Source organism: Okeania sp. (assembly GCF_983059655.1).
The window spans coordinates 1-5436 of record NZ_CEZPJD010000543.1 but is presented as its reverse complement, the minus strand read 5'-3'; the positions used below and the strand labels follow the sequence as shown (position 1 = coordinate 5436).

Annotated in this window: 3 protein-coding genes; 2 read left to right on the top strand and 1 reads right to left on the bottom strand. The window is 32.6% G+C overall.

Going from position 1 to position 5436, the window contains the following annotated elements:
• Positions 1-446: 446 nt before the first annotated feature.
• On the top strand, positions 447-1928 hold the full coding sequence (locus AC3DU7_RS23780; protein ID WP_488041773.1) for an MBOAT family O-acyltransferase: 1482 nt from the start codon (positions 447-449) through the stop codon (positions 1926-1928).
• 98 nt (positions 1929-2026) lie between these two features.
• On the opposite strand, the gene AC3DU7_RS23775 is transcribed toward AC3DU7_RS23780, so the two are convergent.
• The gene (locus AC3DU7_RS23775) at positions 2027-3286 is read right to left on the bottom strand and encodes an RNA-guided endonuclease InsQ/TnpB family protein (protein WP_488041772.1); all 1260 of its coding nucleotides are present in this window, start codon (positions 3284-3286) and stop codon (positions 2027-2029) included.
• A 338-nt stretch (positions 3287-3624) separates the two neighbouring features.
• Here AC3DU7_RS23775 and AC3DU7_RS23770 point away from each other — a divergent pair, with 338 nt between their 5' ends.
• Entirely contained in the window at positions 3625-4854 is a 1230-nt protein-coding gene (locus tag AC3DU7_RS23770) for a hypothetical protein (RefSeq protein WP_488041771.1), read from the top strand.
• Positions 4855-5436: the final 582 nt, after the last annotated feature.

Here is a 5436-nt window from a genome sequence, read left to right as displayed (position 1 = left end):
CGGGGACGTAGGCTTTTAATCATAAATTAAAAGTTGACTTTTCACAATTTTAGTCAGAGCAAAAGGGACGCTTATTGGCGCTCAAAATCGGCAAATTTTGGTAAATTTCACTGTTCCACATTAGTCAATCCTCTTCTTTATCAAAGAGAGGTAATTGTTAATTAGGGCTTGCTGATTAAATATAAAAGTATTGACATATAAAGACTTTAGTATTTTTGAGGTTGGAAAAAGTGCGCCTGTTTCAGTCTAAAACGCTCAAAAAGTTAGTCTTTTAGGCAAGAGTTGAGCAGAATAATATTGGGACAATTCTTATTCCTGCCTCCTCTAAATTCCCATTTATCCTGTCTCCTGTCTCCTGTCTCCTGTCTCCTACCCCTGCTAAAAGACTTTTTCAGCAAACCCTAATTATTAATTATTAATTATTAATTATTAATTGTTTACTAGCTATGCTATTTAATTCTTACGTTTTTATCTTTTGTTTTTTACCTTTAACTCTGATTATATTCTTTGGTTTAACGAGATTTGGTTTAATTAAGGCTGCAAAAGTTTGGTTGACAGCTAGTTCTTTTGCTTTTTATGGTTATTGGAATGTTGCTTATTTGCCTTTGCTAATAATTTCAATTTTGTGGAATTATCAAATGGGGAAATTTATTGCTGAGGCTAAACCAGAAAGTAAGCAAGCAAATGTTTTACTTTGGGTAGGTGTAGCTGTTAATTTAGCCATAATTTCTTATTATAAATATGCGAACTTTTTCTTGGATACTGTTAATTCAGTAGTTTCTACAAATTTGAATGCTGGGCAAATTATTCTGCCTTTGGCTATTTCTTTTTATACTTTTACTCAAATAGCTTATTTAGTTGATGCTTATCGTGGGGAAACAAGAGAAACTAATTATGACCTTTTAACTTATAGTTTCTTTGTAGTTTTCTTTCCCCAATTAATTGCCGGACCTATTTTACGCCACGATGAACTTATTCCCCAGTTTCGTCAATTGCGTAGTTATATTTTTTCCCAGAAAAATATGGCTTTGGGTTTAAGTCTTTTTAGTCTGGGATTATGTAAAAAAGTTTTGATAGCTGACACTATATCTCCATGGGTAGCACTAGCTTTTAACAATGCAGCAGATTTGAGTTTTATTGAAGCTTGGGTGGGAGCTTTAAGTTACACTTTTCAGCTATATTTTGATTTTTCTGGTTATTCTGATATGGCGATCGGTTTGGGGTTGATGTTTAACATTAAATTACCGATTAATTTTAACTCTCCCTACAAGGCTACTTCTATTAGTGATTTTTGGCGAAGATGGCATATTACTTTATCCAATTTTCTCAGGGATTATTTATATATTCCTCTGGGTGGAAGTCGTCGTGGAGAAGTGCGTCGTTATAGTAATCTTTTGACAACGATGCTGTTAGGTGGATTATGGCATGGTGCAGGTTGGACTTATGTAATTTGGGGAGGGTTACATGGTGTTTATTTATGTATTAATCATGGTTGGCGCAAGTTAAATATTCCGATGCCGAAAGTATTGGCATGGGTAATTACTTTTGTTGCTGTTATTGTTAGTTGGGTTTTATTTAGAGCGCAAAATTTTCAGGATGGTCTAGATATTTTACAGACAATGTCGGGTCTGAATGGAGTAGTTATACCAGGGGAAGCTAAAGGTAAATTATCTGTGTTAACTAATTTTGGTTTTCAACTTAAATCTTGGTCAAGTATGACTTATTTGCCGGAATTTTTAGGGAGTAAAATTTTCTCAATTTTGACTTTAATAGGTTTAACTTTTTCTGTAAGTTTCTTACCGAATACTCAGGATATTTTGGCAAAATTGAAACCTAATTGGTGGTGGGCAGTTTGGATTGGTATTTTGACAAGTATGGCTTTATTGTCACTGAATCGTGTGTCTGAATTTCTTTATTTCCAATTTTAATGATTTTTCTGGATATAATATAACAGTATCACAACGGAACCTATTCATAATGATGTGAAGTTCTCTCAACCTTAAATCAAAGATTATAAGGTGAGCTTCTAAAACAAAAATAATTGAACCCAAGTTTCAGAAGTTTCCTGCTTTATAGGCTGGCTAATGCCATCGCCTCCACAGGCAGACAAGATGAGACCCACCTCGCTTAACGCTTTATTTAATATATTAATTGCAGCGTTTTCATCCCGATCTAAAACTGTTCCGCATTTATGGCAAGAATGAGTTCTAACTGATAAAGTTTTAGGGACTTTATTTCCACAATTACTACAATTTTGAGAGGTATGATTTGGATTAACTTTAACAATATGAACACCGCGTTTTACCGCTACTGCATTCAGCTTTTCAATAAAAGTTCCCCAAGCTACATCATAAATTGATTTAGATAGTTTAGTATTTCTAGCTAAACCTCTAATATTCAAGTCTTCAACTGCTATTAAATCATTTTCTCTAACTAATTTATGAGCTGTTTTGTAGTGAAAGTCTTCTCTTTGTCTGGCAATTTTCTGGTGTAATCTAGCAATTCTCTTCTGTGCCTTTTTCCAGTTATTAGAGCCATTTTTTTTTCTGGACACTTTCCTTTGTTTCTTGGCTAAATTAGATTGTGCTTTTCTATAGAAATTAGGAACAGAAACAGTCTCACCAGTATTAGTAGTTAAGAACTCTTTTAAACCTACATCAATACCTACACCAGTTTTAATATTGTTTGTAGGAATTAAACTAGGGACTGACTTATCTTCCAAGCTAAAACTCACATAATAACCATCAGCTTTTTTAGTTATAGTTGCAGTTTTAATTCTAAACCCATCTGGAATTGGTCTATGAACTATAACTGGAATAGAGCCAAATCTACTAATAGTTATTTGCTTACCATCAAACTTAACTGCTGCTTTAGGATGATTAACTCTACTAAAACTTAATGACCTTAACTTGCCTAACTTTTTAAATCTTGGTCTACCAAATCTTTTACCTGTTTGATCTGGGACTAGCCAACGTAGCCAAGACCTATCTAATCTTTTGAGATTGTTTTGTTGTACTTCAAAATATATCTCTTTATATGGAGGAAATAGAGTTTTTGTCTGCTTTAGTTGTGCTGATTGATAATAATAATCTGGTTTGCTAGAAATCTCACCAATAGGGCATGAAACTATTGAGCAACGGTCTATTTGACATCTGGTTCTATTCAACCAGTCTAATCTCTGACCAAGAGCATAATTCCAGTGCCTCCTCAAGAGTTCTAACCAATTATCTATTTTGGCTATTTGTTCTTGAGTTGGTTTAATTTTATAGCAATAAGTTACGATCATTTTTTGCCCTTTCGATCATATATCTATTATAATAGTTTGCATAGATATTGTGTAGATACTATGAATAAAAAAGGATTAAATTTACGGATAACTCAGAACAGGTTGAATAAGTTAAGATTATATGCAGTTGAGAATGAGAAAACAATGACCCAAGTAATAAGTGATTTCATTGATTCACTTAAGCTTAAAAACAAAAATTCAGTTGAAAAATCTGAATATTAAACTTAAAAGGAAAATAGTTTATAAGCTAGCTGTTTTCCTCCCCGCACTAAATTTTAAATTATAGTGCGGGTCTCCAACAGCTATTTATCAAAATAAATTTTGATTGAGAAATAAATATGAGTATAAATCATCAACTTAGTTCTACATCTTCTCAAGCTTTGTCTCCCAAAAAATCGGGAAAATCTGTACTAAACAAAAGAAAATATCACCGATATAATTGGCTATTTTTACTGTCAGCTTTATTACCTGTAGTAGCAGTAGGAATATTCAATATTGTTGTCGATCCTTATGATGTATTTAATACTCCCAAATTCTTAGGAATAAATCATTCAAAACCTCGGAAAGATAATAGCGATCGCCTATATAAAACAGCAGATATTATTCGCATCAAACCTGTAACTATTTTGATTGGTTCATCTAGAACAAAACAAGGTTTAGACCCTAATCATCCTGCTTTAAAAAATGAACAACCTGCTTACAATTTAGCTCTAAATGGTATCAATGCCTATGAATTACGACGCTATTTAGAACACGCGATCGCTAATCAAAAAGATTTAGATTTAGTTATTCTTGGCTCGGATTTTTTCATGTTTAATTCATTACTGGAAAATCGAGCAGGTTTTTCTGAAGAGAGATTAGAAAAACAACATATTTCCTTGAAAGATATTATCAATATTGCCTTTTCTGTAGATGCACTTTCAGCAAGTAAAGAAACAATAGTTGATAGTAAAAAAACTCCACAAGATGATATTGTTTCTGGAGAAAATGGATTTATGCCTTATCTAAATCCTGACCCGGAAACAACTAAATGGAGATTTAGAAATGGCATCAATGTTTATTATAATTTTCATGCTAAATATCAATTATCTACTCCATTAGACGAATTAAAAAAAATAGTAGATTTATGCCAACAAAATAACATCAAGTTAATACTATTTATTTCTCCTTCTCATGCAACTCAATGGGAAGCTATTAGAGCAACAGGTGAGTGGTCAACTTTTGAAGAATGGAAACGTGAAGTAGTAAAAATTACTCCTGTATTTGATTTTTCTGGGTATAACAGTATCACAACTGAAACTATCTATAATGAAATGGAAAACTATAGAGATAATTCTCATTACACTAAGAAAATAGGAGATTTAATTCTCAATCGGATTTTATCTTACAAAGAAGAAGAAGTTCCAGAAGATTTTGGAATTTTAATTAATTCAGAAAATATTGAATCTCATCTCACAAAAATTCGTCAAGACCGTGAAGTTTGGGCAAAAAATAATCCTGATGAAGTGAAGTTGGTAAAAGAAACCAAACAAAAGTTTGATGAAAAACTGGCAGAAAAAACTAATTGAAGAAGGAAGAAGGAAGAAGGAAGAAGGAAGAAGGAAGAAAGAAAGAAGGGATGGGGACTCAAACCCCAACTAATTGTAAACACCACTCATGAGCTGCGGGGTATTAAACCTAAAAGAAAAAGATAAAATTTTGACTCATATTTCCCCCTACTCAATAAAATAATTATTACCGAATAATTAAGGTTTAAAGTCTCTCCTTTAAAGGAGAAAAAAGAAAAAATTTTCCTTTTAGTCAATCCTCTTTTTTTCAAGGAGAGGTAATTATTAATTAGGGGTTGCTGATTAAATATCAAAGTATTGACTGATATTGGTTGTAGCATTTTTTGGTCTAAAAAAGTGTCAGCTTTTCGGTGGCAAGAGCTGCAAAAAGCTAGTATTTTGGGATGATTATGGCAGAAAAATCACTCTTACAATTTTTCCGACTACCTCCTAATTAATTCCCCGTTCCTCCTGAATTGCAGAATTGCTGTTTGCGGAGCATGACCTAGGAAATTCTGACTCCTACCCCTACCAAAAGACTTTCCATAAGCAAACCCTAATTATTAATTATTAATTATTAATTATTAATTATTAATTATTAAT

Coding starts and splice junctions, on each gene's coding strand:
- AC3DU7_RS23775 (WP_488041772.1), bottom strand. CDS start 3,286: ATGATCGTAACTTATTGCTATAAAATTAAACCAACTCAAGAACAAATA.
- AC3DU7_RS23780 (WP_488041773.1), top strand. CDS start 447: ATGCTATTTAATTCTTACGTTTTTATCTTTTGTTTTTTACCTTTAACT.
- AC3DU7_RS23770 (WP_488041771.1), top strand. CDS start 3,625: ATGAGTATAAATCATCAACTTAGTTCTACATCTTCTCAAGCTTTGTCT.